Genomic DNA, 24884 nt, shown 5'->3' on the forward strand with positions numbered 1-24884 from the left:
CAGGGAGGCAGAGCATGGCAAGACAACCGGAACCGGACTCGTTCCTCGACATGTTCAGCAGGTTCGGCCGCGACCTCAAGCTACCGAATGTCGACGTCCAGGCGATCCTCGACCATCACCGCAAGAACCTCGAAGCCCTGGAAAAATCGGCGAGGGCAAGTGCGGCCGGCGCATCCTCGGTGCTGGCGAGGCAGCATGAGATGGTCCAGAATGCCATGCATGAGATCACGCGGATGGCACAGAACTATCAGACGCCCGGCAACCCGCAGGAGCTGATGAGCAAGCAGGCGGAGTTTGCCCGCAGGTCGTTCGAGACGACGCTGAAGAATGCCAGCGAAGTGGCCGACCTTGTACGCAAATCCAGCACCGAATCGGTCGAGATCCTGCGCGACCGGATCCGGGATGCGATGGCGGAAATCCGCGCCGGCTACGAAAAGAAATAGGCTACCTGGCGATTTCGGACCCATCACCGACCGACATGCGATGCAACCGGCGCAGGCGTCCGAGCGTTCTCGGCCTGCCCCAAAGCATCAACTCTACCGGCGAAAATCGCGGGGCGGCGAATTGACAGAGGCCGCCGCTTCATGGTCGGGAGACAGCAAGAGTGATGGGAAAGCCGGAATGACGGAAACACGGCTGAGAACGCCGCCGACCTTCGAGCAGTTGCGCATGATGTCCGGGCAGGAGCTCGGCGTGTCCGACTGGACGACGGTCGACCAGCAGCGCATCGACCAGTTCGCCGAGTGCACGGGCGACCACCAGTGGATCCATGTCGATCCGGAAAGGGCGAAACGGCAGAGCCCGTTCCGCACCACGATCGCGCATGGCTACCTGACCTTGTCGATCATCGGCGCGCTGGCGCTGGAGATGGGCATCGTGCCGGAAAACACCCAGGCCGCCTTCAACTACGGCTTCGACAAGGTGCGCTTCCTGGCGCCGGTCAAGGCCGGCGCGCGCATCAGGCTGCGCACCACGTTGCTTTCCATGGAGGACCGCGGTCCCGGCCAGTATCTGATGAAGGCGGCCAACACCGTCGAGATCGAAGGCGAGCAGAAGCCGGCGCTGACCGCCGAAACGCTGGTGATGATGTATGAGCGCCGCAAACGGGCAGGTTAGGTCCGCCGATATTCAGGTGAGGCCGGTCTGCAAATGGCGGCTTCCTGCGCTTCCGGTGCTCACGTACTTCAAGTACGCTCCGCTCCGGTTCTCGGAACTCACTATTTTCGACTCGGCCTGACCTGAATCTCGACAGACCTGGCGGCGTCGGTTCATCAGGCTGATCAAGTCATCTATGCAGCTTTGTTGCGGCGCGATGCCGACATCGCTTTCTCAAGCGCTCCGAAGATGCGCTGATCCCAGCACTGGGCCACGTTGAAGCGCATGAAGCGGCCGGCGGTGTGCGACAGGCTGAAGGCGTTGCCGGGCGCCAGCACGACATTGTCCGAAAGCGCATGGCGCGCGACTTCCGCCGCATCGATGCCGTCGGGCAGCCGGCACCAGAGGAACATGCCGGCTGGCTGGTCGATCCAGGGAACGATGCCCATCGCCTTCAGCCTGCCGCCGGTCTCGGCCATGGCGCGCGACAGGCGCGTGCGCAACTGCTCGACATGTTTTCGGTAGCTGCCGTCCTTCAACAGGGTCAGCACCAGCTCGGCGGATAGCCGCGCGCCGCCGAATGTCGTGGCGATCTTGAGATCGGTCAGGCCTTCCATCCAGTCGGCTGGCGCCGCGATGAAGCCGCAGCGCACCGAGGCCGACAGCGTCTTGGAGAAGGAGCCGATCTGGACGACGCGCTGCAGCCCGTCGAAGGCCGTGAGCCTCGGAGCAGGGCTATGCTCGAAGTCGGCGAAGATATCGTCCTCGACAATGGTGAGGTCCGCCTGGTCGGCGAGCTTCAGGAGCCGATGCGCGGTGACCGGCGACAGGATCGCGCCGGTCGGGTTGTGGATGCCGGAATTGGTGATGTAGAGGCGCGGCCGGTGCTCGGCGATCGCCTCGGCGAATAGCTCGATGTCCGGCCCCGAAGGCGTGTAAGGCACGCCGACAACCTTGGCCTGATGCGCGCGCAGCAGCGCATGGAAGTTGAAATAGCAGGGATCGTCGACCAGGACCGCATCGCCGGGCTCGATCAGGAAGCGGCACAGAAGGTCGATCGCCTGGGTGCCGCAGTCGGTCAGCATGATCTGGTCCGGCGAGGCCTCGACGCCATGCTCGGCCATGCGCCTTGCCAGCAACTGACGCAGCGACGGCAGGCCGAGCGGCGTGCCGTAATCGGCAAGCGCCACGTCGTCAGCACGGGCAGCGGTGCGCAGCGCCCGGCGCAAGGCGGCCTGCGGCATCCAGGACGCCGGCAGCCAGCCGCAGCCGGGTTTCAGCATCTCCTCGCCCGCTTCGAGCGATTGCCGCGACACCCAGAGCGGGTCGACGGCGCGGTCAAGCCGTGGGCCGATCTCGGCGAGCGACAATGGCGCGAGCTGGCCGGCGGCGTAGAAGCCGGAGCCAGGCCGCGAACGGATCGTGCCTTCCGCCGCGAGGCGCTCATAGGCTTCGACCACGGTCGATTTTGAAACCTGCATGGATCTGGCCATGGCCCGTATCGACGGCAGGCGGGCTCCGGGCGTCAGCATGCGCGCCGCGATCCGCTGGCGGATTGCCGCCATGACGGTTTCGACGAGGGTGGCGCCGCTTCCATTTGGGCCTGATGCTTCCATCTGTACTTCTCTGTAGGCCATTACAGTTTTGTCAAATTGTACTCCATTGTACCTGGCAACACCATGGCCCGCGCCGGTACGGAAGCGCAAACGGAGCGGATCATGGAAAAGAGTTTCGACGGCTGGCTCAGCGGCTTCATTGGGGTGCTGATCTTCAGCGGGTCACTGCCGGCGACGCGGGTGGCGGTGATGGATTTCGACCCGACCTTCCTGACGTCGGCCCGGGCGGCGATCGCCGGTCTGCTCGGGATTGCGATGCTGCTGCTGTTTCGCGAGAAGGGTCCGGAGCGCAGCGACTTGATCTCGCTCGTCGTCGTTGCGCTGGGGGTCGTGGTCGGATTCCCGTTGCTGACGGCGCTGGCGCTGAAACATGTCACCTCGGCGCATTCCATCATCTTCGTCGGCCTGCTGCCGCTGGCCACCGCGATTTTTGGCGTGCTGCGCGGCGGCGACCGTCCGCGCCCGGCCTTCTGGCTGTTCTCGTGCCTGGGAAGCGCTTTGGTCGCAGGCTTCGCCCTGGCGCAAGGCGTGACCGCGTCGCCGGTCGGCGACGGCCTGATGCTCGGCGCCATCATCGCCTGCGGGCTGGGCTACGCCGAAGGAGCCAAGCTGTCGCGCAAGCTCGGCGGCTGGCAGGTGATCTGCTGGGCCTTGGCGCTGTCGCTGCCGGTCATGCTGGCGTTGAGCTTCGCGACGCTGCCGCCATCCTTCGCCGCCATCGGTTCGGGCGCGTGGATCGGCCTCGGCTATGTCTCGCTGTTCAGCATGCTGATCGGTTTCGTGTTCTGGTATCGCGGCCTGGCGCAAGGCGGCATCGCCGCCGTCGGGCAGCTGCAGCTGCTGCAGCCTTTCTTCGGCCTGGCGCTGGCGGCGAGCCTGCTGCACGAAAAGGTCAGCCCGATGATGGTGGTCGTCACGCTCGGCGTCGTGGCCTGCGTGTTCGGGGCGAAGAAGTTCGCGCGGTAGGGGAGGCGAGTGCGATTGGTTCTTGCTCGATCCTACTCGTTTTGGGGTGGTTCAAACGAACAATAGGTTTCGTCGGCCACTCCGCGGTGCGTCTTACCGAAGCTGTTGAAGCTGCGACCATCCCATTCAGCGACCGACTCCGCACAGTCAGCCTGATCGCCATTTAGTCCGTCTATCCACCGGGCCTTTATCAGGCGACTATCCGGCGAGTATTTCAAATCTAAATTCAAGTATTCCATGCCGCCCAGTGGGAAATCCCAAACTTTTCCACTATTTGTGTCTGCGATATAAACGCATGAATAACCCGTACCACATCCGATTTCGACAATCCTGTAGTGCCCGGCAAAATTAGCACCGGATTTCATCGCATCTGATATCCTTGTGCGGTATTCCCGCGCCCCGCGGTCTCTGCCGTCAAACTGAGGCAACTTAACGGGTCCGTTTTGAAAAACCCTCGCCGGAAAGGTTTCGAAGCGCAATTCTTCGCTTGGTGATGTCTTCGCCTCATCGGACGGCCACTCCATCGATACGCTCGAATCGAGAACGTCGCATCGAAAGAAGGTGCCTTTGTCGGTATGGTCCATGCCAACAATGTTATTGAAATCCTTGCCGTCCCAATCGAAATCTTGCTGCCTGTACAGAACCTTTTCGCTGTTAAGCCATGCGGACTTTATCAATCGGCTTTTCACATTATAGACCAGTTTCAGGCTGCTTGTGCCTTCGCCACCCAATGGGAAGGCGTGGATCGCGCCGCTTCGTCCGTCGACAATCCAAGCTGATTTACATTCAGTACCGCATCCCATTTCGACGATCGTATAATGTCCGGCGAAATTGTAGCCGGACTTCACCGCCTCCCTAATCCTGGCCTTGGTTTCCGGCGTCCAGTTTGATCCGTTGAAGCGAGGCTTCGCTCTAGAGCCCTCAGGGCTAAGCTTTGCGAGATATTTCTCAAAGCGCGGAGCATCCCACCCTGGCGATGCTGCAGGGGCGGGTGGCCAATCTGGAGTGGCCCCATGGCTTACTTGCTCTGCAGCAGCAGCATCAGCCGTAGAAACCAGCAACGCAAACAAAAATAAGTACGAAGCAAGCCTCATTGCCCTCAACCCGACATTCGTTGGCTTATCCCAATCTCTTGTTCACTTTATGTTCCTAAGAAAAATACTGCAAGCATAATAAGCGCGAATATTCGCCGCGACGCCTGCTAAAACCTCGTCACCACCCCGATGCCGATGCCCTCGAAGCCGCCCATCGCCATCAGGGCGGCGGGCGCTTCATCTAGGCTGATCTTCTTGCCGACCAGCAATTCGGGCTTCAGCTTGCCGGTGCGGATCATCTCCATCATCGCGTTGTAGCGGTAGGCCTGCATGCCGTGGCTGCCGAGGATTTCGAGCTCGAAGGCGATCACCTTGTCCATCGGCACCTGCGGCCGGGCATGCTCGCCCAGCATCAAGCCGACCTGAACATGACGGCCGCGGCGGCGCAGATTGGCGATCGAGTTGAACGAGGTGGTCGGGTGTCCGAGCGCGTCCATCGATATATGCGCGCCGCCATTGGTGATCTGCTTGACGGCCTTGACGACGTTCGGCGTCGTCGAGGCATTGATGGTCGCGACCGCGCCGATCTTTTTAGCGAATTCCAGCTTCTCGTCGGTGAGGTCGATGGCGATCACATTGGCGCCCATGGCGGTGGCGATCATGATCGCCGACAGGCCGACGCCGCCGCAGCCATGCACCGCGACCCATTCGCCGGGCGTCACCCGGCCCTGGTCGACGATGGCGCGGAACGAAGTGACGAAGCGGCAGCCCAGGCTGGCTGCGGTGGCGAATTCCATCTCCTCCGGCAGGCGCACGAGGTTGGTGTCGGCATGCTCGATGCCGACATATTCGGCGAATGAGCCCCAGCCGGTGAAGCCCGGCTGTGTCTGATGCTCGCAGACCTGATGGTTGCCCGAAGTGCATTCGAAGCAGCGGCCGCAGCCGACGGCGAAGGGGACCGTGACCCGATCGCCGGCCTTCCAGCGGCCGACCTGCTTGCCGGCGGCGACGACGACGCCAGCCAGTTCATGTCCGGGGACGTGCGGCAGCGTGATGCCGTCATCATGGCCCATCCAGCCGTGCCAGTCGCTGCGGCACAGGCCGGTAGCCTCGACCTTGATGACCACGCCGTCGGGGGCGGGCTTCGGATCGGGAACGGTCTGGATCGTCGGCGCCTCGCCGAATTTTTCAAAGACGACAGCTTTCATGGGGAGTCCTTCAATTCGTTATTCGGCATCGATCTGGTTCTGCGGCGCAGCCTTCTGGAACGCTGGCAGCGCCATGCAGGCGGCGTTGATGCGCGCAATCACCGGATAGGGCGCCATGTCGACGCCGAAGCGAGCATTGTTGGCGACCTGCGCGGCAAGGCAGATGTCGGCAAGGCCAGGCGCGTCACCGTGGCAGAAGGTGCCGGTCTCAGGCGACGAAGCCAGAATCTTCTCAAGCGGCTGGAAACCTTCGTTCACCCAGTGCCGGAACCAGTTGACGACATCCTCGTCACCGGCGCCGAACAAACTGCGCAGCGAGGTCAGCACGCGCAGATTGTTCACCGGGTGGATGTCGCAGGCGATCATCTGCGCCAGCATCCTGACGCGGGCCCGACCCAGCGCATCCTTCGGCAGCAGCGGCGGCTCAGGCTGGATCTCGTCGAGATATTCGATGATCGCCAGCGACTGAGTCAGAAGCGTGCCGCCGTCCAGAACCAGCGCCGGCACCAGCCCTTGCGGGTTGACGGCGCGATAGGCAGGCTCGAGATGCTCGCCATGGCGCAAGTGGTGCGGCACATAAGTGTAGCTCAGGCCCTTCATCTCCAGCGCGATCCGCACCCGGTAGGAGGTGGAGGAGCGGTAGTAGTTATGAAGGACGAGGTCGCTCATGGCCTCGGCTGCCCGATGGTGACCGCGATCTCGCCGATGCCGTCGACGCCGCCGGTGATCCTGTCGCCGGCCTGGACCGCGCCGACTCCGGCCGGCGTGCCGGTGAAGATCAGGTCGCCGGGTTGCAGCTCGACCGCCTCGCTGCAGATAGCGACGATGTCGGCGATCGGCCAGATCAGCTCGGTCAGGTCGCCGTCCTGCTTCACCACGCCGTTGACGGCAAGCCAGATGCGGCCTTTTTCCGGATGCCCCGATTTCGCGGCCTGAACCAGCGGACCGCAAGGCGCTGATTGGTCGAACGCCTTCGACCAATCCCAGGGCCGCGCCGCCTTCTTGGCCTGGTCCTGCAGGTCGCGGCGGGTCAGGTCGACGCCGACGCCATAGCCCCAGACATGGGCGAGCGCGTCTTCGCGCGGAACGCGGAAGCCGGCCTTGCCGACGGCCACGACCAGCTCGATCTCGTGGTGCAGGTTCGAGGTCAGCGGCGGGTAGGGGATCTCGGCGCCGCTGTCGACCACCGCGTCGGCCGGCTTGGTGAAGAAGAAGGGCGGGTCGCGCTCGTCATTGCCGAGCTCGCGCGCATGCGCAGCGTAATTGCGGCCGACGCAGAAGATGCGGCGCACGGCAAACCGCTCCGCCGAGCCTGCGACGGCAACCGAGGCAATCGCCGGGGGCGGAAGGACGAACTCTGGCATGGGCGGTCTCCGTGCTGGCATGAATCGTCCGCACCTTCAGCCGATTTCGACGGGCGAGCAAGGCTCTATGGCCACGAACATGTTGGCCCTGTCGCTTCACCGACAATGCCGTATACCATTGGGCGATATACTATTTGCCAATAATCTGGCCAGGGCCGCGAGACTATCCTGTGCCGGCTGGAAACCGAACCGATGCCTGATCCTGAGCAATGACCGCCGTCAACGATCGCGCCCGCTTCCTGATCATCGACGACCACCCGCTGTTTCGCGAGGCGCTGCACAGCGCCGTGCAGATGGCCTATCCGGACGTCGATACGGTCGAGGCTCGTTCGATCGGGGAAGCGATCGAGCTTCTTGCCGACACCAAGCCGTTCGACCTCGCGCTGCTCGATTTGAGCATGCCCGACGTGCATGGCTTCGAGGGGCTGTTGCAACTGAGGACGCGCTATCCGCGCCTGCCGGTGGTGATCGTGTCGGGCTATGAGGAACCGAAGATCATCTCCGAGGCGCTGTCCTATGGCGCCGCCGGCTTCATCCCGAAATCGGCCCGCAAGAGCGATCTTGCCGCCGCCATCCGCTCGGTGATGGATGGCGCGGTCTATGTGCCGGAAAATTACGAGGGCCAGCCGCCGGACCCCGACAGCACCGACCGCGCCGACATGGTGCAGCGCCTAGCCAGGCTGACGCCGCAGCAGCTGAGGGTCCTGCAGATGCTGCGCCAGGGCATGCTCAACAAGCAGATCGCCTATGAGCTGCAGGTGGGTGAGACTACTGTGAAAGCACACGTCTCGGAGATCCTGCGCAAGCTCAACGTCTACAGCCGCACGCAGGCGGTGATCGAGGTGTCGAAGCTCGACAATGCGGAACTGTTTCGGGATCAGGCGGGGTTTTGAGGCGGTATTTCTAAGCCAGCAAATGCGCCAGCAGCGCGCGTAGTTGCGCCGGCTTCAGCGGCTTGCGCATCAGCTCTATGCCGGCGGCGCGGGCGGCCTTGGCGACGGGTTCGGAGCCGTCGGCGGTGACGATCAGCGCCGGCACGGTCCGGCCGAGATAGTCGCGCACTTCGGCGATCGTTGACGTGCCGAGGTCGCCGCCGTCGAGATGCTGGTCGGCGATGACTATGTCGGGCAGCCAGGCGGTGTCGCCGAGCAGGTCGAGCGCATCGTCGGTCGAGGTCGCGGCGCGCACCAGGCATTGCCAGCGCTCGAGCAGCGAGGTCATTGCCGAGAGCACGTCCATGTCGTTCTCGACCAAGAGCACCTTGGTGCCGAACAGGCCGTAGCCGCGCGGCCGCTCAATGTCGGCGGCAGCCATCGCCGGCTCGGCCGCGGCCATGCCGACCGGCACGTCGATATGGAAGATGGTGCCGCGCCCGACCTTGGAGGAAAAGGTCACAGGGTGGCCGAGGGCGGCCGCCATGCGGCGCACGATCGCGAGGCCGAGCCCGAGCCCGCCGGCGAGCCCGGCGTCGGCAAGCGTGGAGGTGCCGCGGTGGAATTCCTCGAACACCGCCTCGCGCTGGTCCTCGGGGATGCCGCAGCCAGTATCCGCAACGTCGATGCGGATGGTGTCGCCGCGATGCCTTGTGCCGACCAGGACGCCGCCGGAGCGGGTGTAGCGCAGCGCGTTGGAGAGGATGTTCTGCAGGATACGCCTGAGCAGCGTGCGGTCGGAACGCACCGCGACATTGACGGGGCGGAATTTAAGCGACAGGCCTTTCTTTGCCGCCTCGGGAAGGAAATCCGAGCGCAGCGAGGAAAACAGCGCCTCCAGGCTGACGTCGCCGATCTCGGGCTGCACCACGCCGGCGTCGAGCTTGGAGATGTCGAGCAGCGTGCGCAGCAGGTCCTCCATCGTCTCCAGCGAGCGCTCGACCTGGCGCACCAGCTTCCTGCCTTCATCGCTGGCCTGGACCTCTGCCAGCGCCGAGACCGACAGATGCGCGGCATTCAGTGGCTGCAGCACATCGTGGCTGGCGGCGGCGAGAAACCTGGTCTTGGAGAGGTTTGCCAGCTCGGCGCTCTCCTTCGCCGCGCTGAGGTCGATGTTCGACTGTTCGAGCCGGCGCAGCGTGGCGTGCAGTTCCTCGGTGCGGTTGCGCACCCGGTTTTCCAGCGAGATCGCGGTCTGGAACAGCGAGAAGGCGTTGCCCTGCTGGTCCATCGAGCGCTCGACGCGGCTGACCAGCGCGGCGTTGATCTTCTTCAGCCTTTCGAGGTCGTCGATGTCGCGAAGCGGCATCTGCACTCACTCGGCTGCCTGGCGCTCGCCGAAGGCGATGCCGGTAAAGGTCTGGTTGAGATGCATCGAACGATACTGCTCGCCATAGGTGCCGAAGCCGATGACCTTGTTGGTCCGGTAGAGCTCGGAGATATCGCGAAAAACCTGGCGGTTGCGCGCGTCGAGCCGGCGCAGCACGCAGTCGAAACCGAGGATCATGTCGATGCCGCCGAGCCGATGCTCGACGTCCTGGAGAGCGGTGCGCGTCGCTTCGACCATGTTCTTGGGCTGGGCGATGGAAAGCACCACGCCGTCGTCGATGGCGCAGAAGAAGGACAGCGAGCCGTCGGGATGCATGCGCTGGATCGAGCGGCAGTAATATTCGCCGCCGACCTTCACCACCACGGGGTGCGAGGCAAAGCTCAGCGGCGTCAGCGTCTGCGGCACGATGCCGACGGAGGCGGCATATTCTTCCGCCGCGTTGGTGGCGTTGAACTCGCGCACGACACGATGGTCCGGGTCGGACGCCGTCACCACCAGCTTCTCGTCGGTCGGAATGAAATTATCGGTCTTGAAGACGTGGAAGGGGATCTCGGTCGCGACCAGCACGACGATGGCGCTGTCGGACGCGACCGTGCCGTTGGCGATCAGCCTCGTCGTCTCGAATTTCAGGTCGTCGCCGGCCGAGCCGCCAATCAGCGGAATGTCGTCCAGCCCCCAGTGGATGGCCGAGGTAACCGCTTCCTCGGCATAGGACAGCCCATCGATGAAGCAGAGCGCGAATATGTTCTTGGCCCGATCCTGGCCGACGCGCCCGCGCAGCAGACGCCGCAGCGAGGCGACCTCGCCGGTGATCCGGTCCATGCCCGACGAGGAGAGGTTCTCGACCATGGTGGCGACGGTCGAAAACGATGCCGACGGCAGAAGCAGGGCAAGGGCATGTCCTTCCTCCAGCCCCTGCGGCGTGATCTCGCCGGCGGTCGAGCAGCCAGCATAGGCAAGCGACGGAGCGTGTACCTTCAACGCCTGCGCGAGCGCTGCCGCGTCGACCAGGCTCTGGGAGAAGAACAAAAGCGCGAAGCCGGCGTCGACGATTGCGGCTTCGGCCGCGATGGCCCGGGCAAAAACATTCGGGTCGGGCTCATCCGTGGTGAGCGCCGAAAGGCCCGATGCATAGCGTGTGCTAGAACTGGCCAGCCGCCTTCTCCGCAATTTCCTCCAACGCTGATTATGCGTGTCTTTTCTTATGCGTGTCAGGCACGCTTCGCGTCGAGGGCATCTTTGCCCTCAATCCCTGATTTGGCAATGGGCCGGGCGGCACGCTCAACAGCTTGTCGGCCATGACCGAAAGTACAAGGGGCGGAGCGCTGGCAGCACTGTTTTGCCCGTTGTACGGTACGCAAATAGCGCGCTGCCGAAGCACAGGCGCGGCATCGGCAAGGCGAGGACCAAGGTCAATACCCAGGGAGGCTGCATGTCGGACGTGTCGTTGACTGTGAATGGGAAACGGGTCAGCGGTAGTACCGAAGACCGAACGTTGCTGGTGCATTTCCTACGAGAACATCTCGGCCTCACCGGAACGCATGTCGGCTGCGATACCTCGCAATGCGGCGCCTGCGTCGTGCATGTCGACGGCCGGGCGGTGAAGTCCTGCACCATGCTCGCCGTTCAGGCTTCGGGCTCGACCATCGTCACCATCGAAGGGTTGGCCGACGGCGCCGAGCTGCATCCGGTTCAGGCCGCGTTCAAGGAGTATCACGGGCTGCAATGCGGCTTCTGCACGCCGGGCATGATCATGGCCGCGACCGACATGATCGCGCGCCACCCGCAAGGCCTCGACGAGGCAACTGTGCGCGCCGAGCTTGACGGCAATATCTGCCGCTGCACGGGCTACCACAACATCGTGAAGGCGATCCTCGCCGCATCGGAGGCGATGTCGAAGGGCGCCAAGGGCAAGGCGAAGCAGGCAGCGTGAGATGAGTGAGTAGCGAATAGTGAGTAGCGAATGGTCGGCGTCTCTGTGACCGATCGCTGCTCCAATCTTTTCCTACTCACTACTCACTATTCGCTACTCACTACTCCCCTAAATTCCGGAGGAATTTCCGCAATGGGTATCGAAGGCGTCGGCGCCCGCGTGGCGCGCAAGGAAGACAAGAGGTTCATCACCGGCGGCGGCCGCTATGTCGACGACATGGTGGTCCCCGGCATGAGGCATGCGGTATTCGTGCGCAGCCCGCACGCGCATGCGCAGATCAAGAAGATCGACGTGAAGAAGGCGCAAGCCATGCCGGGCGTCGTCGGCGTCCTGACGGGCAAGGAGCTCAAGGCCGACGGCATCGGCAATCTGATCTGCGGCTGGATGATCCATTCTAAGGACGGAACGCCGATGAAGATGGGCGCGTGGTCGCCACTCGCTGTCGACAAGGTGCGCTATGTCGGCGACGCCGTGGTGGTCGTCGTCGCCGAGACCAAGGGCCAGGCGCGCGACGCGGCCGAAGCGGTCGAGATCACCTATAGGGAACTGAAGGCCGTGGTCGATGCCACGAAGGCGATCCAACCCGGCGCGCCGCAGATCCATGCCGAGGCCGAGAACAATCTGATCTTCGACTGGGAGCTCGGCGACGCCAAGGCGACCGACGCGGCGATCAAGTCCGCAGCCCATGTCACGCGCATGAAGATCGTCAACAACCGGCTGGTGCCGAATGCGATGGAGCCGCGCGCGGCGCTCGGGCATTACGACAAGGCGGAAGACCACTATACCTGCTGGACGACGTCGCAAAACCCGCATGTCGCGCGACTGGTGATGAGCGCCTTCTACAATGTCGCGCCGGAAAACAAGCTGCGGGTGATCGCGCCCGATGTCGGCGGCGGCTTCGGCTCCAAGATCTACATCTATCCGGAAGAGATCGTCTGCCTGTGGGCATCGAAGAAGACCGGCGTTCCGGTCAAATGGGTCGCCGACCGCACCGAAAGCTTCCTGTCGGACGCGCATGGTCGCGACCATGTCTCGACCGTCGAGATGGCCTTCGACAAGGACAACCGCATCACCGCCCTCAAGGTCGATACGATAGCCAATCTCGGCGCCTATATGTCGCTGTTCTCGTCCTGCGTGCCGACCTATCTCTATGCGACGCTGCTGTCGGGCCAGTACAACATCCCGGCGATCCACGCCAATGTGCGCGCCGTCTACACCAACACGGCGCCCGTCGATGCCTATCGCGGAGCTGGGCGGCCGGAGGCCACCTATGTGCTCGAGCGCACGATGGAGACCGCGGCGCGCGAGCTTGGCGTGTCGCCGGCGGAACTCCGACGCCGCAACTTCATCACGTCCTTCCCGCACCAGACGCCGGTGATCATGAACTATGACGCCGGCGATTATAACGCTTCGCTCGATGCGGCGATGAAAGCCGCCGACTATGCCGGCTTCACCAAGCGCCGCGCCGACGCCGCCAAGCAGGGCAAGCTGCGCGGCATCGGCATGAGCTGCTATATCGAGGCCTGCGGCCTGGCGCCGTCATCGGCGGTCGGCTCGCTCGGCGCCGGCGTCGGCCTCTGGGAATCGGCGGAGGTGCGCGTCAATGCCGCCGGCACGATCGAGGTGCTCACCGGCTCGCACAGCCATGGCCAGGGCCATGAGACGACCTTCGCGCAACTGGTCACCCAGCGCTTCGGCGTGCCGATCGACTCCGTCTCGATCGTGCATGGCGACACCGACAAGGTGCAGATGGGCATGGGCACTTATGGCTCGCGTTCCGGCGCCGTCGGCATGTCGGCCATCGTCAAGGCGCTCGACAAGGTCGAAGCCAAGGCCAAGAAGATCGCCGCGCATCTGCTGGAGGCGGACGAGGGCGACATCGTCATCGAGAATGGCGAGGTCAAGGTCGCGGGCACCGACAAGAGCCTGCCCTGGTTCCAGGTGGCGCTTGCCTCCTACACCGCCCACAATTTGCCGGCCGGCATGGAGCCAGGGCTAAAGGAGACGGCCTTCTACGATCCGTCCAACTTCACCTTCCCGGCCGGCTGCTACATCTGCGAGGTCGAGATCGATCCGGAAACCGGCATGACGGAGATCATCCAGTTCGTCGCGGCCGACGATTTCGGCAACATCATCAATCCGATGATCGTCGAAGGGCAGGTGCATGGCGGCATCGCCCAGGGCGTCGGCCAGGCGTTGCTGGAAGGCGCGCATTACGACGCCAGCGGCCAACTCCTGACGGCAAGCTACATGGACTACACCATGCCGCGCGCGGCCGACCTGCCGTCCTTCAAGGTCTCGACCTCGAACACGCCGTGCCCGGGCAATCCGCTCGGCGTCAAAGGCTGCGGCGAGGCCGGCGCCATCGGTTCGCCGCCGGCGGTCATCAACGCCATCACAGATGCGCTCGGCGTCGTCGACATCGCCATGCCGGCGTCGCCCGCCACGGTGTGGTCGGCCATTCGGGCGAAGCATTGAAAAGCGAATAGCGAATAGGGAGTAGCGAACAGGGAAGAGGAGAGCGATGCGGCGAATAAGTAATCCTACTCGCTATTCGCTACTCCCTATTCGCTTTTTCCCCGAAGGGAGAAAAGAGACATGTATTCCGTCAACTACCATCGCGCTTCCTCCGTCGCCGACGCCGCAAGGCTGCTGAAGAACGGCGACGCCAAGCTGCTCTCCGGCGGCATGACGCTGATCCCGGCGATGAAGACGCGGCTCGCGGCACCGTCGGACCTCGTCGACGTCTCGCGGCTGAAGGACCTGCAGGGCATCAAGGTGTCCGGCAAGACCGTGACCATAGGTGCCGCGACGACGCATTACGACGTCTCCACCGACGAGAAGCTGAGGAAGGCCTGCCCGGCGCTTGCACATATGGCATCGCTGATCGGCGACCCGGCGGTGCGTTACAAGGGCACGATCGGCGGCTCGATCGCCAACAACGATCCGGCGGCCGACTATCCGGCGGCATTGCTGGCGCTGGGCGCGACGATCGTCACCAACAAGCGCGAGATCGCGGCGGACAAGTTCTTCAAGGGCCTGTTCGAGACAGCGCTGAAGGACGGCGAGATCGTCACGGCGGTGAGCTTTACCGCTCCCGCCAAGGCGGCCTACCAGAAATTCCGCAACCCGGCTTCGCGCTACGCCATCGTCGGCGTGTTCGTGGCCAAGGGCAAGGACGGGGTGAGGGCGGCAGTGACAGGCGCCGGCGAGGACGGCGTCTTCCGCTCCAAGGAAATCGAGGCAGCGTTGGCGAAGAATTTCGATGTCGCGGCGCTCGGCGGCCTCAAAGTGTCGGCAAAGGGGCTGCTGAGCGATATCCATGCTTCCGCCGATTACCGCGCCAATCTGATCGCGGTGATGGCCAAGCGCGCCGTGGCCGCTGCCAACGCCTGAACGGCGACGCCATGCATGAAAGAAGGGGCCTCGCGGCCCCTTTTTCTTTCGCTGCGGCAATGGTTTAGGCGCAAACGCCTGTCGAATTGCGGCTTCGCACTTGCACAAAGTTATCCCGCACTGCAAAATAAATCCGGCGGGAATACCAGATGGTCCAGGCTGCGGGCAATGTTTCGCATGCGGACCTCGAGTCGCGAAGGCACGGTATGACCGACATCTCCGCAGCGTCCGTTGTCCTGCCGCGGGCCGCGACCGACAAGGAAGCCAGGGCAAGACTGGCCTATCTCGACGGTTGGCGAGGCCTGTCGATCGCCATGGTGCTGGTCGGCCATTTCTTTCCGGTCCCAGGGCTCAATCTCGGCGTGCTCGGCGTCGAGTTCTTCTTCGTGCTGAGCGGCCGGCTGATGGGCGAAATCCTGTTCATCGAGCGCTTTCCGCTGAAGAAATTCTTCAAGCGCCGCTTCTCGCGCATCTATCCAGCGCTGCTAATCTTCGTGATTGCCGCCATGATCGGCCTGACCGGAACCTTCATCGCCTTCAAGTGGAAAGCGGCGCTGACGGCGCTGACCTTCACCTACAATTACGCCGGCGTCCTGATCACCCGCGCCGGCGCGCTCGACCACATCTGGTCGCTCTGCGTCGAGGAGCATTCCTATATCCTGCTGGCGCTGATCAGCGTGGTGGTTACCGGTCGGGCGAATGTCGTGCGGCTGCTGGTGGTGCTGGCGCTGCTGGCGATGGCCAACGGCGCCATTTCGTACGGGGTTCTCGGCATGGGCTACGAGACTACCTACTGGCGCACGGACGTGCATATCGCCTCGATCCTGCTGTCCGCGGCGATCTGCCTGTTCAAGGCCGACGGGCGCCTGCCGGCTTTCCTGCAAAACCAACATGTGGCGCTTGCGGCGGCGGTTGGCGGCGTGTTGCTGTTCCTCGATCCGGTGCCGACCACGATCCATTATCTTGTCGGCGTGCCGCTGCTGGCGCTCGCCGTCAACACGCTCGACTTCGCGGGCGGCTATCTGACGGGACCGTTGTCGTCACGGCCGATGGTGATGCTGGGGCTGTGGTCCTATTCGCTTTATCTCTGGCAGCAGCCTTTCTACAAATTCGTCGATGAGCGCGGCAGCGCGACAATCCCGATGCTGGCGGCCGTGTTCGCCTGCGCGCTCGCGAGCTACTACATCGTCGAGAAACCCGCCCGCGGCTGGCTCAACCGAAACTGGTGATCAAGCAGGTTTCGTCGCTCGTTGCGCAGCGAGGTAGCGGCGGAGCCCGGCTTCGCCGCGCGGCGTGGTCCAGCGATGGTTCCAGGCGAAGGCTGGCCTCAGAATCGGCGCCAGCAGCTTGAGGATCGGCCTCTCGACCGTGACCTGCCAGATAAGTTCGACATGCGTGCCTCGTCCGGACGGCGACAGCTCTGCCCGCCAGAGCCCGTCGAAGTCGCCGAAGGTCTTGACCACCACCAGCCGGCCGGGCTCGAGCTCGGCCGCCTCGATGATGAAGTTCAGCTCATAGGGCAGGGCGCCGCGCGCTCTCGCCCTGGCGCGCGCACCGACGACGCCCTTGCCCTTCCTGTCGAGCGGCTCGATCTCCTTGTAGGCATCGCCCCACCAGAGCGGCAGGAGCTGGGCGTCCGACAGCACGTCCCAAACTTCCTGCGGCGTGCCTTCAGGGATGTCCCAGCTTTCGTCGAAGCGGAAGACATTGCTCGCCATGACGTCGCCCCCAACCAGCGGAGCGGCCATATTAGCTGCGGCTTGTTTTCCTTGCCAGCGGCTTCGGAGGCATCTTCAGGCGACGATTGGCTTTGCCCAATAACGGACCGACTTCTTGCCGCCGTGGATCACCGCATCGCCGACCTCGGCGAAGCCGAGCGCTGCGTGGAAGGCATCGGAGGCCGGATTGGGCGGATCGGCGTTGACCTCGCAGGTGACGATCGCGTGGCCGGCGCGCCGGGCATGCTCGAACAGATCCTCGTAAAGCCGTCGGGCGTGGCCACGGCCGCGCGCCCCGGCCGCAACCACCACACGGTCGACATAGACAAAGCGCGTATAGCGCTCGCGGAACCAGAGGAAGTTCGGACTGTCGTAGCTTGCGTCCTGGTCGAAGCATAGGATGAAGGCTTCGAGCGCGCCGATCCGGCGGGTGTAGAAAGCCTCGTCGAGCAGGAAGGAAAGCCGTTCCGGCTCGAGCCAGGACAGCTCCGCCGCATGCTCGTTGTTGAGCGCGAGGATGGCGGGCTCGTCGGCGGGCGAGACGCGTTCGATCGGCAGCAATTCCTTGCTCATCACTTGCGCCATCAAGCTCTCGCGGCCGCGATCATCGCAGCCACCTTGGCTTGATCGGTCACCGTGTTGCGGTATTCGCGGTCGAGGTCGTTGCCGCCCATGCCTACATTCGGGTTGCGGTAGCGCATGGCGCTCGGCACGTCCGCAAGTGCTGCAAAATGCATCTCGGTCAGTCCCGTACGCCTGCGGACCTCGCCAATTGTGTCGGGGGCGAGTGCGCCACAGCCGAGTATGATGATGCGCGAGCCGGCCTGGCGAACGAGTTCCGCCAGAAGCCCGACGCCTTCGACCGCCGTGTCGCGCTGGCCGCTGGTCAGCACGCGGCCGACCTTGCAGCGGATCAAGGCTTCGAGCGCCTCAGCCGGATCGCGCGTCATGTCGAAGGCGCGGTGGCAGGTGACGTTGAGCGGGCCGGCGGCCTCAACCAATGCGCTCATGCGCGCCTCGTCGATGGCGCCGTCGGCGGTCAGGCAGCCGACGACGACGCCGGCGACGCCCAGCTCGCGTAGCGTTTCGACATCGGCAAGCATCGAGCGGTATTCGGCCTCGCTGTAGAGGAAGTCGCCGCCGCGCGGGCGCACGATGACATGGAAGGGAATGGTCGCGCTTTCGAGCGCGGCGCGCACCGTGCCCAGGCTCGGTGTGATGCCGCCTTCGATCAGGCTGGCGCAGAGCTCGACCCGGTCGGCGCCGGCGGCCTGCGCGGCGAGCAGCCCGTCAATGCCTTCGACGCAGATTTCGATCAGGGGGAGTCGGGCGTGGGTCACCAATGTCCATCCATATTTCAACAGATCGCCAGCCCTAGCATCGCGGCGATTGCCGCGAAAGCCGCAACGATCGATCCAGGGTCCGGCGGTGATTATCGGGGCTTGGTGCAGAATGCCGTTGACATTCATAACTGTCAGGTTATAGATGACCCATAGCTGGTGAGTTATTGATGTAATGGGAAGGACGGCGTGCCGCCTGGAGATGGTGAAGAGGATCGCACAAAGACCGGCCTGAGGACTGTCGTCACCTGGACGCTGACGCCGACCGAAACCGGCACCCATCTGCGCGTGGAACAATCGGGCTTCAGGCCGCGTGATGCGCAGAGCTATCGACGCGCCAGCCGTCACTGGAAGCGCTGTCTCGCGGCTTTGCTGAAATTGTTGGAACAATTGGACAAGGAGGATGCCATGGACGGTATCGCCAAAGACCCGACGAAGGATGAAACCAAATCGATCGTTGTCGAGCGGCTCATTCCACACGGCGCCGACAAGATTTGGCGTGCGCTGACGTTTCCGCATCTCGTTGCCGAATGGCTGATGGAGAACGACTTCGCGCCGGTCGAAGGCCATCGCTTCACCTTTCGCGCAAAGCCCGTGCCCGGCTGGTCAGGCGTGACGAACTGTGTGGTGCTGAGGGTCGAACCGCCAAGGCTGCTCGCCTACAGTTGGGGCGACGGAAGCGAGTCCGATAGTGGCCTGAAGACGGTGGTGACATGGTCGTTGACGCCAGAAGGCGATGCCACCCGGGTACGGATGGAGCAATCCGGCTTCAGGCCGCAGGACGAGCCTGGCTACAAAGGCATGGGAAGCGGTTGGCCGCGCATCCTGGAGCGGCTTGAGCAGGTTGCCGCCCGGCCGGGCTGATCCCGACATTTGCGCCGGCATGTGGTGCAAGTCCCTGATGCGTCTGCATCCAGGGCTCGCAGAAAAACGTCTGAAGGAGACCGACGATGGAAGCAAGATTGAAGAACCCGGTGATGCTCATTCCCGGCGCGCTGCAGGCGCTGCTGGCGCTCGACAAGTCGACCGAAGCCGGCGGCTTGCCTTATGTGACGCGCAAGCTCGTTCATCTGCGTGCCAGCCAGATCAATGCCTGTGCCGTCTGCGTCGACATGCATGCGCGTGAATTGAAGAAGGCCGGCGAGAAGGACGAGCGGATCTTCGCCGTTTCGGCATGGCGCGAAACGCCTTATTTCAATGACGCAGAGCGCGCGGCGCTTGCGCTTGCCGAAGCCGCGACGCGCATGGCCGACCGCTCCGACGCGGTGCCGGACGACGTCTGGGACGAGGCCGCGCGTCACTATGACGACAAGGCGCTCGCCGCCCTGGTGATCCAGATCGCGCTGATCAATGCGTTCAACCGCCTGAACGCCACCACGCGGCAACTCGTGGGCGCCTGGAGATAAGGTGGAAGGAGGGCGCCCGCTCTGAAGCGGGCCTCTCGCCGGCTATTGTTTCAGGATCGTGTTCTTGGCGCCTTGCTCGACCTGATCGATCACCAGCAGCTTCACCGGATCGGTGCCGATATTGGTGGCCTGGTGCCATTGGCCGATCATCTCGACGATGAAGTCGCCGGTCTTGTAGATATTGGCGGCACCGGTCTCGACATTGGCGACTCTGAGCGTGCCTTGCTCGACATAGGCATAGCGCGGGAAGGGGTGCTTGTGCACCGGCAGGGTCGCGCCGGGGGCTATCTGGTACGACGAGACTTGAACCTCGACATTCTTTTGCGGCAGCGTGATCGGCTGGCCCGATGCGGTCGTCGTCTTCGCCGCCAGCGGCGTCACCACGACCGGCATGTTGCCGCTGTCCAAAGCGTTGGCCGCAGTCGCGTAGACGGCGGCTATCGCCAGCAGTGCCGGTATTGTGATGTTGCGCATAGTCCCCTCCAAATTGCCGCACCATCGCCCGACATTGACGCACAAGCATCCTTTTGCAAGCGGCTCTGTCACACAGCGGGGCTGTCCTGCCGTTTGGCTGTCCCGGACTTCGGCGGCCGCAACAGCAGGGCGACCGGCACGAGCAGCGCCGTCGCTACCGCGCAATAGAAGAAGACATCGACATAGGCGAGCAGCGAAGCCTGGCGGCCGATCTCCTGGCCGATCCAACCCACGGCCTGTTGCCTGGCCTCGGCCAGCGGCGAGCCTTCGGCGACGAAATGGTCCGTTACTTGGCGAAGCGTCTGCTGATAGGTGTCGCTCGACTGTGCAGTGTGGCTGACCAGCACCGACTGATGGAGCTGGGCGTTCTGGGCAATCACCGTGTTGGACAGCGACACGCCGATGCTGCCGCCGAGGTTGCGCGCGACATTGATCAGCGAGGACGCCTGATCGGTCTTCTGCGGCGGCAGGCCGACATAGGCGGCGGTCGAGATCGGGATGAACAGGAACGGCAGGCCGATCATCATATAGACGCGCGCATAGGCGAAGAAACCGAAGCTGGCATCGGGCGTCAGCGAAGTCGTGTGCCAGAGCGCGACCGCGACCACCGACATGCCCAGCATGATGAGATAGCGCGGCTGAACGATACCGGCGGCAAAGCCCGAAATCGGCATCAGCATCAGCATGGCGATGCCGCCCGGCATCATCGACAGGCCGGATAGGGTGGCGGTGTAGTCGAAGGTCGTCTGCTGCAGCTGCGGCAAAAGCTGGGTGGTGCTGAAGAGCACCGCGCCCACCGCCATCATGACCAGGAACGACATGCCGAACTGACGGCTGAAAAGCAGGCGGATGTCGACGATCGGATCGCGCCTCGTCCACTCCCAAGGAACAAGCAGCAGGAACGACACCGCCGAGATCACGGCGAAGGTGGTGATGAAGGTCGAGGCGAACCAGTCGTTGCGCTGGCCCTCGTCGAGAAAGACTTCGAGGCAACCGAGCGCCATCGCCACCAGGATGAAGCCGATCCAGTCGACCTTCAGCCCCTTGCTCAGCCGCTCGCAGCGCTCGCGCTCGAGAATGTCGGGCTCGATGACCAGCCCTTGCACGAGCGCCAGCGACATGATGCCGAACGGCACATTGATGAAGAAGATCCAGTGCCACGAAAAATTGTCCGTCAGCCAGCCGCCGATGGTCGGGCCGACCGTTGGCGCAACGATGACCGCAATGCCGTAGAGGGCAAAAGCCTGGGAGCGCTTCTCCGGCGGAAAAGTGTCGGCGAGGATCGACTGCTCGCTCGGCGCCATGCCGCCGCCGCCGAGCCCCTGCAGGATGCGGAAGGCGATCAGCGTCGGCAGATTGGGGGCCAGTCCGCACAGCAGCGATGCGAGCGTGAAGGTCGCCACGCAGATCATATAATAGCGCTTGCGGCCGATGACGCTGGCGAGCCAGCCGCTGACCGGGATGATGACGGAGTTGGCGACGAGATAGGTGGTGATCACCCATGTGCTTTCGTCCATGCCGGCGGCCAGGCTGCCGGCAATGTTGCGCAGCGCGACATTGGCGATCGAGGTGTCGAGCACCAGCATGAAGGTGGCGATCGAGACGACGATCGCGATGAGCCATGGGTTGCGCCCGCCGGCCGCAGACCGGCTTTGGTCGCCCTGGACTGTTGCGGCATCGCTCATCTGACCTTGACCGTCGGCACCACAGACATGCCGGGACCGAGATAGACGCCGGGCGGCTGGTCGAAGACGATCTTGACCGGCACGCGCTGCACCACCTTGACGAAATTGCCGGTGGCGTTTTCGGCCGGGAGCAGGCTGAACGCCGTGCCGCTGCCGGCCTGGACGCTGTCGACATGGCCATGGAAGGTCTTTTCCGGATAGGCGTCGATGGCGATGTCGACGGGCTGGCCCGGCCGCATCAGGTCGAGCTGCGTCTCCTTGAAATTCGCTTTCACCCAGACGTCCTTGGGCACGAACATCATCAACACCTGGCCGGGCTGCGCATAGGTGCCTTTCGCCACCGTGATGTTGGTGGCATGGCCCGCCACGGGCGCCGTGATCATCGTGCGGGCGAGAGTGGTCCTGGCCTGATCCTCGGTGGCTTCAGCCTGCCGAAGCTTGGCCTCGGCGCTCTTGCCTTGTGCCTGCAGAACCGCAACCTGGCTTTTCGCCGCCTCGGCATTGGCGTTGGCGGCATCGAGCGCTGCCTGGTCCTGGCGCAAGGTCGAAGCGGCCTGCTGTGCCTGTTGTTGCGTTGCCGTGCCCTTGGCGAGCAGCTCACGGTTGCGCTGGTCCTCGGATTTGGCGAATTCGAACGCGGCCTGCGCCTGGGCCACCTGCTTTCCGGCGACATCGATCTTGGCATTCTGCGCCTGGGTCTGGGCCTGGACGTTGGCGATCTCGGCCTGCGCCGCCGCCACGCCGGCTTGTGCCTGCTTGAGCGAGGCCTGGTAGTCGCTGTCGTCGATGCGCAGAAGCACGGCGCCGGCCTCGACCGGCTGGTTGTCGGTCACGGCAACGTCGGTGATGCGCCCGGCAATTTCCGCGCCGACCGTTACCGTTCGCGCGTCGATGAAGGCGTCGTCGGTCCATTCATAGTGCCGTGCGTTGATCCACCAGATCACCACCGCCGCGACGACCAACAAGACGAGGATCGCGATGAGCGTCGCTATGTAGGGGTGGCGTTTGATGAGACCGGGCTTGTTGCCGTCGGGCGAACCGTCATTCGCCTGCCTGTCTTGCGCCTGCTCGTCGTCGCGCTTGTCTTCTACGGGTCTGTCTTCGACGCGCTTGTCGTCGCCCGGCGGGCGTTGCTGCCGATCGGACCGCGGCTGAGCACGCGATTCTTCGGCGGGAGCGGTTTCGCGCTCTTTTCTGTCAGTTTTTGCGTCCAAGGCAACGGATCCCAGATATCGTCGACCCCTCTCGCAGCAGGGTCAACGGGTGTTTTCCGCAAAGGTTCCTGTCGCTGGATGCCGGGTTCACCTCAGTCCCGCCGGAGGCATTGGCCTGCAAATGGATGATGGCAGCGTCGCTGCGCGAGTAATAGGATCGTCGCTGCGACCGAAACCTCAGGGAGGGGCTGCTCATGCAGTCTCCGATGGAAAAGGACAAAAGCTCAACTCGGCCATTGCCGGGAGAAGCGGAACGTCGGGCGAGGCTGCAAAAAATGCAGGGGCTGCGAAGCCTGCGATCTTACGGCTCCTGCCTTCGGCTTGACCCAAGCGCCCAGTTTCACGATCTGATCGATTGTACCGCGCTGCTGGAACTGTTGAATGAAGGCGACGACGGACATCGACGGCGAACCGCCGCGCTCCCAAGCCACCTGGCTTGCTAGCCTCGCACCGGGGCCGCCGGCCCTGGCAAGCAGCGGCGAACGCTTACAAGTCAGGCGGCTGCATCCCACAGCAGGACATTCGAGCCCGCCTGCCGTTGGCATTCTGTTCGACCGCGGGGATAAGCTCAATCGACCCTAAATCATCGCGCGATCTGACAGGTCCCAAGCCGCGCAAGGACAAGCAACGCGAAATCCGAAATGCTGCCGCCCGACAAAACCAACGAATGGGACCGGAACAAGGTCCATGGCGATGGGGACAGCATTGGCATCGAAGAGGACGAGGCCTAGCCGGCGACGACAGTGGGTCGTCACCTCGGCGAAGCGGCCCGGCAAGGCTGGCGGGGTAGAACCAGTCAGGCCGGGCCTGACCAGCAAGGCTCGCAACGCTCCGGCTGAGATCGAGCCTATCAGCCCGACCCAAGATTCTTGCCATACGAATGGAGGATGCCTAGCCGGCCAGTGGGAACCAAGACCCGCCTTGCCAATAAATCGACGGTTGTTCCTGGAACTACGGTGACCGAACTGCCCGTGCGAGTGTAGACGTTCGGCGGCTGCAGCCGTCTTCGCCGACGGTGAATGGAAGTCCGTTGTAGGCCGCCACTCAATCCAACGGGATTGGCGGATAGGCTGCTGAGTGCAAGCTGCGTTTGTACCTCGCCAAGATTTCCTCTTCGATTTCGTCGATCGCCAGCGTTAGTGCACGTTGATTGTTGGCGTCGACGTCAATGATCGACCGGCCGCGCGCCGTCAGCAAGCCGCATACGCGCGCCACGACGGTGGCCGACTGAAGCCTTTTGTCCAATCCGGTTTCGAACAAACGCTCGGCAAAGGTGTGGCTCTTCTGTCTCCGGTCAAGCCGCTCGATGAGAAGTTGCTCGCAGGCGTCGATTCTAACCACCACGTCCGACTCCGGGATGAAATCCAGCGCGTGTGCAAGGCACGTCTCATCTGCTGTTCCACTGAAGCAGGCGAGCATCGAAACCGCCTGAACGAAGGCTTCGTCGAAAATAAGAATTTCCTCGCTCGCGGCAGATTGGCGCCATGCGCGGGCAAGGCGGAGAACGTATTGACTTAGCCTGATGCGCCAGATCACGTTTCTGGGAGGCAGTGTGTGCACCAGGTTTGCGCGAATTCTGAAGTCGACGGCATTCGCGGATGGACGACAGGCCATGCCAATCGAGCGTGCAGCCGCGCGAGCGACTCGACACATCGCAGTGACAATGCCGCCGGGGTCCAGCATGGATCGGTGAACAACCCGCCGGTCAGTGAGAACAATCCGTGCAGGGTGTCCGTGAGCCCGCAACTGTTCATAAAGCGCATGCGCAAATGTCGTTTTGCCTGACCCAGCCGGACCTGCGAATTCAACAATCATGCGTTAGGAACCCCGCTGGACTGGCTACATGTCGTATCGGGGGACCATCTTCGGCGACCGCAGCTCCTGAGCCATTTTCGCCGCCTGGAAGGTTGTCATCAGAACGTAGGTCGTTTCACCTTCGGTCGAGTTTATGGCCAAGACCACGCGGCCAATCTCGTCACTCATGGCGCAAGACCAGTCTTTGACAGCAATCGCTCGTTTCCAGGCCATTTGCCCCTGCCTTTCCTTCGCAAGGTTATTTGGCCTCGTGAAGACCAGCAATTTGGACTGAATGCCCATTCCGTTGGGCCTAACGTCGTTGTCTGCGTTAGTTCAATTGGTGAGCAATCGAGATGCCAGGCTTCAGATTTGGCGG

25 protein-coding genes are annotated in these 24884 nt (G+C 63.4%); 10 read left to right on the forward strand and 15 right to left on the reverse strand.

The window, feature by feature from the left end:
- The first annotated feature begins 14 nt into the window (after positions 1–14).
- Together LB525_RS04080 and LB525_RS04085 are read left to right on the forward strand one after the other, a co-directional pair.
- Positions 15–443 (forward strand): phasin family protein, encoded by a 429-nt coding sequence (locus LB525_RS04080; RefSeq protein ID WP_224543594.1) that lies wholly within the window; start codon positions 15–17, stop codon positions 441–443.
- A gap of 178 nt (positions 444–621) precedes the next feature.
- On the forward strand, positions 622–1116 hold the full coding sequence (locus LB525_RS04085) for a MaoC family dehydratase (RefSeq protein ID WP_140846135.1): 495 nt from the start codon (positions 622–624) through the stop codon (positions 1114–1116).
- A 173-nt stretch (positions 1117–1289) separates the two neighbouring features.
- Here the strand turns inward: LB525_RS04085 and LB525_RS04090 are convergent, their stop codons facing one another.
- A complete protein-coding gene (locus tag LB525_RS04090; RefSeq protein ID WP_224543604.1) occupies positions 1290–2711 on the reverse strand; it encodes a PLP-dependent aminotransferase family protein in 1422 nt (473 codons plus the stop codon).
- A 102-nt stretch (positions 2712–2813) separates the two neighbouring features.
- On the opposite strand from LB525_RS04090, the gene LB525_RS04095 reads away from it, so the two are divergent.
- A complete protein-coding gene (locus LB525_RS04095; RefSeq protein WP_224543606.1) occupies positions 2814–3677 on the forward strand; it encodes a DMT family transporter in 864 nt (287 codons plus the stop codon).
- A gap of 32 nt (positions 3678–3709) precedes the next feature.
- Here LB525_RS04095 and LB525_RS04100 read toward each other — a convergent pair whose 3' ends face one another.
- From LB525_RS04100 to LB525_RS04115, 4 genes are all read right to left on the reverse strand, one after another.
- Complete coding sequence (locus tag LB525_RS04100) at positions 3710–4771, reverse strand: hypothetical protein (RefSeq protein ID WP_224543608.1); 1062 nt, start codon at positions 4769–4771, stop codon at positions 3710–3712.
- Between the two features lie 107 nt (positions 4772–4878).
- Positions 4879–5919 (reverse strand): zinc-dependent alcohol dehydrogenase family protein, encoded by a 1041-nt coding sequence (locus tag LB525_RS04105; RefSeq protein WP_224543610.1) that lies wholly within the window; start codon positions 5917–5919, stop codon positions 4879–4881.
- 18 nt (positions 5920–5937) lie between these two features.
- Positions 5938–6588 (reverse strand): maleylacetoacetate isomerase, encoded by a 651-nt coding sequence (gene maiA, locus LB525_RS04110; protein WP_224543611.1) that lies wholly within the window; start codon positions 6586–6588, stop codon positions 5938–5940.
- Positions 6585–7283, reverse strand: a complete 699-nt coding sequence (locus tag LB525_RS04115; RefSeq protein WP_224543612.1) for a fumarylacetoacetate hydrolase family protein — start codon at positions 7281–7283, stop codon at positions 6585–6587. The genes maiA and LB525_RS04115 overlap by 4 nt, the downstream gene beginning before the upstream one ends.
- A 209-nt stretch (positions 7284–7492) precedes the next feature.
- Between LB525_RS04115 and LB525_RS04120 the strand changes: the two genes are divergently transcribed.
- On the forward strand, positions 7493–8176 hold the full coding sequence (locus tag LB525_RS04120) for a response regulator (protein ID WP_224543613.1): 684 nt from the start codon (positions 7493–7495) through the stop codon (positions 8174–8176).
- Between the two features lie 10 nt (positions 8177–8186).
- On the opposite strand, the gene LB525_RS04125 is transcribed toward LB525_RS04120, so the two are convergent.
- Together LB525_RS04125 and LB525_RS04130 are read right to left on the reverse strand one after the other, a co-directional pair.
- The gene (locus LB525_RS04125; RefSeq protein ID WP_224543614.1) at positions 8187–9524 is read right to left on the reverse strand and encodes a hybrid sensor histidine kinase/response regulator; all 1338 of its coding nucleotides are present in this window, start codon (positions 9522–9524) and stop codon (positions 8187–8189) included.
- 6 nt (positions 9525–9530) lie between these two features.
- A complete protein-coding gene (locus LB525_RS04130; RefSeq protein ID WP_224522638.1) occupies positions 9531–10715 on the reverse strand; it encodes an FIST signal transduction protein in 1185 nt (394 codons plus the stop codon).
- A gap of 262 nt (positions 10716–10977) precedes the next feature.
- Here LB525_RS04130 and LB525_RS04135 point away from each other — a divergent pair, with 262 nt between their 5' ends.
- The 4 genes from LB525_RS04135 to LB525_RS04150 all read left to right on the forward strand — a co-directional run bounded on the left by LB525_RS04135 (position 10978) and on the right by LB525_RS04150 (position 16103).
- Positions 10978–11478 (forward strand): (2Fe-2S)-binding protein, encoded by a 501-nt coding sequence (locus LB525_RS04135; RefSeq protein WP_224543615.1) that lies wholly within the window; start codon positions 10978–10980, stop codon positions 11476–11478.
- A gap of 132 nt (positions 11479–11610) precedes the next feature.
- Positions 11611–13956 (forward strand): xanthine dehydrogenase family protein molybdopterin-binding subunit, encoded by a 2346-nt coding sequence (locus tag LB525_RS04140; RefSeq protein ID WP_224543616.1) that lies wholly within the window; start codon positions 11611–11613, stop codon positions 13954–13956.
- Positions 13957–14076: 120 nt separating this feature from the next.
- Positions 14077–14874 (forward strand): FAD binding domain-containing protein, encoded by a 798-nt coding sequence (locus LB525_RS04145; RefSeq protein WP_224543617.1) that lies wholly within the window; start codon positions 14077–14079, stop codon positions 14872–14874.
- Positions 14875–15080: 206 nt separating this feature from the next.
- Entirely contained in the window at positions 15081–16103 is a 1023-nt protein-coding gene (locus tag LB525_RS04150) for an acyltransferase family protein (RefSeq protein ID WP_224543618.1), read from the forward strand.
- Here LB525_RS04150 and LB525_RS04155 read toward each other — a convergent pair whose 3' ends face one another.
- The 3 genes from LB525_RS04155 to LB525_RS04165 form a co-directional block, all read right to left on the reverse strand.
- Positions 16104–16592 (reverse strand): SRPBCC family protein, encoded by a 489-nt coding sequence (locus tag LB525_RS04155; protein ID WP_224543619.1) that lies wholly within the window; start codon positions 16590–16592, stop codon positions 16104–16106.
- Between the two features lie 75 nt (positions 16593–16667).
- Positions 16668–17177, reverse strand: a complete 510-nt coding sequence (locus LB525_RS04160) for a GNAT family N-acetyltransferase (protein WP_224543620.1) — start codon at positions 17175–17177, stop codon at positions 16668–16670.
- Positions 17177–17932, reverse strand: coding sequence for a copper homeostasis protein CutC (locus LB525_RS04165; protein WP_224543622.1), 756 nt, complete (start codon positions 17930–17932; stop codon positions 17177–17179). Before LB525_RS04165 ends, LB525_RS04160 begins: the two co-directional genes overlap by 1 nt.
- Before the next feature lie 408 nt (positions 17933–18340).
- Here LB525_RS04165 and LB525_RS04175 point away from each other — a divergent pair, with 408 nt between their 5' ends.
- Positions 18341–18796 carry an SRPBCC family protein gene (locus LB525_RS04175; protein WP_095765564.1) on the forward strand — a complete coding sequence of 152 codons (456 nt, stop codon included), beginning with the start codon at positions 18341–18343 and terminating at the stop codon, positions 18794–18796.
- Between the two features lie 86 nt (positions 18797–18882).
- A complete protein-coding gene (locus tag LB525_RS04180) occupies positions 18883–19338 on the forward strand; it encodes a carboxymuconolactone decarboxylase family protein (RefSeq protein ID WP_224543624.1) in 456 nt (151 codons plus the stop codon).
- Positions 19339–19380: 42 nt separating this feature from the next.
- Here LB525_RS04180 and LB525_RS04185 read toward each other — a convergent pair whose 3' ends face one another.
- The 5 genes from LB525_RS04185 to LB525_RS04205 form a co-directional block, all read right to left on the reverse strand.
- Positions 19381–19812, reverse strand: a complete 432-nt coding sequence (locus LB525_RS04185) for a cupin domain-containing protein (RefSeq protein WP_224543626.1) — start codon at positions 19810–19812, stop codon at positions 19381–19383.
- Positions 19813–19880: 68 nt separating this feature from the next.
- Positions 19881–21497 (reverse strand): DHA2 family efflux MFS transporter permease subunit, encoded by a 1617-nt coding sequence (locus LB525_RS04190; RefSeq protein WP_224543627.1) that lies wholly within the window; start codon positions 21495–21497, stop codon positions 19881–19883.
- Positions 21494–22711, reverse strand: a complete 1218-nt coding sequence (locus LB525_RS04195; RefSeq protein ID WP_224543630.1) for an HlyD family secretion protein — start codon at positions 22709–22711, stop codon at positions 21494–21496. The genes LB525_RS04190 and LB525_RS04195 overlap by 4 nt, the downstream gene beginning before the upstream one ends.
- Positions 22712–23755: 1044 nt before the next feature.
- Positions 23756–24526: a hypothetical protein gene (locus LB525_RS04200; protein WP_140840505.1), complete on the reverse strand. Its 771-nt coding sequence runs from the start codon at positions 24524–24526 to the stop codon at positions 23756–23758.
- Between the two features lie 24 nt (positions 24527–24550).
- Positions 24551–24808: a hypothetical protein gene (locus tag LB525_RS04205; RefSeq protein WP_176476901.1), complete on the reverse strand. Its 258-nt coding sequence runs from the start codon at positions 24806–24808 to the stop codon at positions 24551–24553.
- Positions 24809–24884: the final 76 nt, after the last annotated feature.

The organism is Mesorhizobium sp. CA16 (genome assembly GCF_020165175.1).
Classification (GTDB): Bacteria; Pseudomonadota; Alphaproteobacteria; order Rhizobiales; family Rhizobiaceae; genus Mesorhizobium.